The sequence below is a fragment of the Streptomyces sp. NPDC046805 genome (assembly GCF_040645355.1).
Classification (GTDB): domain Bacteria; phylum Actinomycetota; class Actinomycetes; order Streptomycetales; family Streptomycetaceae; genus Streptomyces.
Genome location: NZ_JBEYYC010000079.1, coordinates 1 through 5,002, shown reverse-complemented (window position 1 = coordinate 5,002; position 5,002 = coordinate 1). Strand labels below are relative to the sequence as shown.

Genomic DNA, 5,002 nt, shown 5'->3' with positions numbered 1-5,002 from the left:
CCGCCGGCATGCAGTACGTACACCGCAGATTGCACCGGTCCGTCAACGACACCCGCAGATCCGTATGAACCCGCCCGAAACGATCCGTCAACGCACCCGGCGCCGCAGCAGCGGCACGACGACGGTCGGAGAGAGGTGATGGCACAGGCCTGCCTTCTTCATGTCTGCCCGGAGGCGGTGTCCCGGAGGCGGTGTTCCGAAATGCGGGTGGGCACTCCCGCCTTCCGGGTGGAACCGTCCCGCCGGAAACTGTATTCTCACTCGACATCCATCATCGAAGAATTCGACCATGGAAGTCAAAGAGGAATTCCCGATGATCCAATAACCGCGTCTTATCGTGACTCGTCGCGGCACAGAGGGCGCAGCAGGGGCCACCTGACGGCGCCTCACCAGGGGAATCCTACCCGAGGGCCGATCACTCACCGCCCGCCTGCCGCCCACCACTTGAGTGCATGTGGCCGTGCGCGGCGCATGACCGGCGCCCCCGACGAGCAGCATAGGCGCCGTCAATCATCTCATCGAGATCACCTCTTTGACTTTCTCCGACAGGTGGGCGGAAGATTTCTTCGACGGATGAACGGAAAGTGGTCTGGCGGCTGGAATTCGGCACCCGTGGCCGGGTGCGGCGTTCACAGACGCGAGATGCACTGGTTCGGAGTGCCGGCCCCTCGTTGCAGAGAGAAAACGGCACCCGGGGAGTCGGTTTCAGCCGTTAGGGGATCTTAAGTCCCGCGCGCATCGTGCTGTTCTCCTCTCTCGCAGGGGACATTCCGACGTCCGCCGCCAGCAGGACGCGCTCGAGTGCGCGGACGCAGCAGAAAGGGATTGAGCAGACCATGAGCACCATTGAGGACCCGATCGACGAACTGTCGGTGACCAAGCCCAAGGACTGGGCGACCGGTGTGCCAGCCGTGACGCACGCCCTTGAGTACTCCCTCTCGCAGACGTCCCCGCGGCGCACCATGCTGACGCTGCTGAACATCAACCAGATTGACGGCATCGACTGCCCGGGTTGCGCCTGGCCCGAGGACAAGAAGCGGCACTTCAACGAGTACTGCGAGAACGGCGCCAAGCACATCAACGACGAGGCCACGTCCCGTCGTGTCACCCGTGACTTCTTCAAGCAGTACTCGATCGCCGAGCTGGACTCGAAGTCGGACTACTGGCTGAACCAGCAGGGCCGCCTCACCGAGCCCATGATCAAGCGCCCGGGCGCCACCCACTACGAGCCGGTCAGCTGGGACGAGGCCCTCTCCCTTCTCGCTCGCGAGCTGCGCGCGCTGGCCTCCCCCGACGAGGCGATGTTCTACGTCTCGGGCCGGCTGAACAACGAAGCCGCGTTCATGCTGCAGCTGTTCTCCCGCGCCTTCGGCACCAACAACCTGCCGGACTGCTCCAACATGTGCCACGAGTCCACCGGTTGGGGTCTGGGCGCGTCGCTGGGCATCGGCAAGGGCAGCGTCTCTCTGGACGACATCCACAACTCGGACCTGATCTTCCTGGTCGGCCAGAACCCGGGCACGAACCACCCGCGCATGCTCGCCGCGCTGGAGGAGACCAAGCGCAACGGCGGCCAGGTCGTCGCGGTCAACACCCTCCCCGAGGCCGGCCTGATGCGGTTCAAGCACCCGCAGAAGGCGCGCGGTGTCATCGGCAACGGCACGCAGATCGCCGACCAGTTCGTGCACATCCGCGCCGGTGGCGACATGGCCCTGTTCCAGGGCCTCAACAAGCTGCTCCTCGAGGCCGAGGACGCCGCGCCTGGCAAGGTCCTCGACCACAAGTGGATCAACAAGAACTCCGTCGGCTTCGCCGAGTTCGCCGAGGCCGTCCGGAAGATCTCCTGGGACGACATCCTCCTCGCGACGGGGATGACCCTCGACGAGATCAAGCAGGTCCACGAGCGGGTCATGAAGAGCAAGAGCGCCATCGTCTGCTGGGCGATGGGCATCACCCAGCAGAAGCACGGTGTCGCCTCCATCCGTGAGATCTGCAACTTCCTGATGCTGCGCGGCAACCTCGGCAAGCCGGGCGCGGGCGTCTGCCCGGTCCGTGGCCACTCCAACGTCCAGGGCGACCGCACCATGGGCGTCTGGGAGCAGATGTCGGACGAGTTCCTCGACGCCCTGGGCAAGGAGTTCAAGTTCGCCCCGCCGCGCCACCACGGCTACGACGCGGTGCAGGGCATCCGGGCGATGCACGAGGGCAAGGCCAAGATATTCCTCGGCGTGGCCGGCAACTTCGTCCGGGCGACGCCCGACAGCGACTACACCGAGCAGGCGATGCGCAACTGCCGCCTGACCGCGCACGTCTCGACCAAGCTCAACCGCTCCCACACCGTCTGCGGTGAGTTCGCGCTGATCCTGCCCACACTGGGCCGCAGCGACCGGGACTTCCAGAACGGCGTCGAGCAGTGGATCACGGTCGAGGACTCGATGAGTGACGTGCACCGCTCGCACGGCAAGCTGCCCCCGGCCTCCAAGCACCTGCTCAGCGAGGTCGAGATCATTGCGCGCCTGGCCCGCAAGACCCTCGGCAACAAGCCGAACATCCCGTGGGAGGACCTGGGGGCCGACAACGACAAGATCCGCGACCGGATCTCGCGCGTCGTGCCGGGCTTCGAGAACTTCAACGAGCGCGTCCGCCAGCCCGGTGGCTTCAACCTGGGCAGCCCGGTGAACCAGGACGTGTTCCCGACCCCGAGCGGCAAGGCCGAGTTCTGGGCCAGCGAGTTCGAGATGCCGCACGTGCCCAAGGGCCACCTGCTGCTGCAGACCTTCCGCTCGCACGACCAGTGGAACACCATCTGGTACGCCCCGAACGACCGTTACCGCGGCATCCACAACGCCCGCCGCGTCGTGATGGTCAACCCGGAGGACCTGGCCGAGTTCGGCATCGCCGACGGCCAGCAGGTGGACCTGGTCAGCGTCTGGCACGACGGCGAGCGCCGCGCCGAGGACTTCACGGTCGTCGCGTACCCGGCCAGCCGTGGCTCGGCGGCCGCGTACTACCCGGAGACGAACGTCCTCGTCCCGCTGGACAGCGTTGCCGACATCAGCAACTGCCCGACCAGCAAGGGCGTCGTCATCCGCATGGAGCCCCGCAAGTAAGGGGCTCGACCCCGCACAACCCCCGCCCCCGCATCGCACGATGCGGGGGACAGGGGGTTACTCCGCACAGGCTGCGGTGAGTTGCGGGAATTCTGAGCCATCCTCCGACGGCCCGGCGTCGGCCGTGTCCTCCGGGCCGTCCGGCCGCACCTTCCGAACGGCCGACCTCCTCTTCCGAACCGCCGACCTCAACTTCCGGGCCGCCCGCCTGAGTTCACAGGGCCGGCTTCCTCATCGCCCGGGCACCGGCGACCAGGGCGCGTGGCGTACCGCCCCGCCCCTCCAGACGACAAGGCGCGCGACGCGTCCCTGACGCATCGCCTCCTCCTCTCTGGACGACCAACCGAACAGAAAGGTCCGCTCGGGCATGCCCGCACCTCGCTCCACGCGCAGTTGGCTTCCGGCGGCAGCCGCGGTGTCCGCTGCCGGGTGGGGCGCCAATCAGTTCACCCCGCTCGCCGTGATCTACCGGATGCAGGCGCACTGGGCTGCCGTCCCGGTGGCCGGCATGTTCACCGCCTATCTGTTCGGGCTGGTTCCCGGCCTGCTGATCGGCGGCCCGGCGTCGCTGCGCTTCGGCAGACGGCGGGTGGTGCGGACGGCGCTGACCGTGACCGCCGTCGCCAGCCTGCTCCTGGCGGCGGCGGTCGTGTCCCCGCACGTCGTGTACGTCAGCCGACTGGCCACGGGTGTGGCAGCCGGTCTGGTGTTCACCGCGGGCGGCGCCTGGGTCAGGGAGCTGTCCGCCACGCCCGAACGCCCGCAGGCCGGTGCCCGGCGCGTGCTGTACGCCACCGGCGGCGGCTTCTCGGCGGGAGCGCTGTTCACCGGCGCCCTCGCCGAGTGGTTCCCGCACCCGATGGTGCTGCCGGGCCTGGTCCATGCCGGGCTGTCCCTGCTCGTCCTGATCGCCACCGGGTTCGTACCGGACACCACCCCGTCCGCCCGGCCCGCGCCCACGCACACACCCGTCCCGGGCCAGCGCAGGGCGGCCTTCCGGCACCCCCGCTTCCTGCGGGTGGTCCTGCCCGCGAGTCCCGCGGTCTTCGGTGCCGCCACCGTGGCCTATGTGGTGCTGCCGCCGCTGGTCTCCAATCGGGTCCCCGGCTACGCACCGCTGTTCAGCGGCCTGATGGCGGCGCTGACGCTGATCATGGGCATCGTCGTCCAGCCTCTCGCGCGCCGCCTCGACGACGCGGGCAGCGCGCGCGGCACCCTCGCGGCCATGGGCACCGTGATCGCCGGACTGCTGACGAGCGCCTTCGCCGTGCACTGGAACTCCGCACGCCTGGTGATCGCGGCCGCGGTCATCCTCGGCGCGGGCTACGGCCTGACCCTGGTCTCCGGGATGAAGGAGATCGAGCGCCTGGGGCCGGCGCCGGGCTGGCCGTCCGCGTCGTCCTTCTACCAGAGCACCACGTCCAGCGGGTTCCTCACCCCGCTTCTGCTGGCGGTCACCGCGGGCGCGGCTCCCTATCCGGCCCTGCTGGTCGCCCTGGCCGCCGTGGGCCTGCTGTGCCTGACGGTCACGGCCCGGCACAGCCGCAGCAATCTTCCGGTACGCCGCCTGGACCCGCCCGCGCTCATGCCGGCCGGTGTCGCCGAGGCGGCGGACGGTCCGCATTCCGGGCCCGGTGAGGCCCATGCATCTGCACAGAACAACGACACGAGGAGTGAATGATGGGGCGAGTGACCGTGCGGCGGCGGGTGCTGCGGGTCCGGGAAGGCGCGTTCTCGCACCGTCCCGACACCCTGGCCGCCGAGGAACCGATGGAGATCAGGGTCGGCGGACGGCCGCTGACCGTGACCATGCGCACCCCCGGCGACGACTTCGACCTCGCGGCCGGCTTCCTGGTCAGCGAGGGCGTCCTCCACAAGCAGGACGAGGTCGC

The 5,002-nt window shown here is 68.7% G+C and carries 3 protein-coding genes; all 3 read left to right on the top strand.

The genetic code is table 11. The features are described 5' to 3' along the window. Positions 1-836: 836 nt before the first annotated feature. A complete protein-coding gene (locus ABZ910_RS36165; RefSeq protein WP_361373665.1) occupies positions 837-3,110 on the top strand; it encodes an FdhF/YdeP family oxidoreductase in 2,274 nt (757 codons plus the stop codon). Between the two features lie 367 nt (positions 3,111-3,477). Then, a complete protein-coding gene (locus ABZ910_RS36160) occupies positions 3,478-4,791 on the top strand; it encodes an MFS transporter (protein WP_361373663.1) in 1,314 nt (437 codons plus the stop codon). Further along, the coding region (locus ABZ910_RS36155) for a formate dehydrogenase accessory sulfurtransferase FdhD (protein WP_361373661.1) at positions 4,791-5,002 on the top strand (212 nt) is incomplete at its 3' end. The genes ABZ910_RS36160 and ABZ910_RS36155, both read left to right, overlap by 1 nt.

Coding starts and splice junctions, on each gene's coding strand:
- ABZ910_RS36165 (WP_361373665.1), top strand. CDS start 837: ATGAGCACCATTGAGGACCCGATCGACGAACTGTCGGTGACCAAGCCC.
- ABZ910_RS36160 (WP_361373663.1), top strand. CDS start 3,478: ATGCCCGCACCTCGCTCCACGCGCAGTTGGCTTCCGGCGGCAGCCGCG.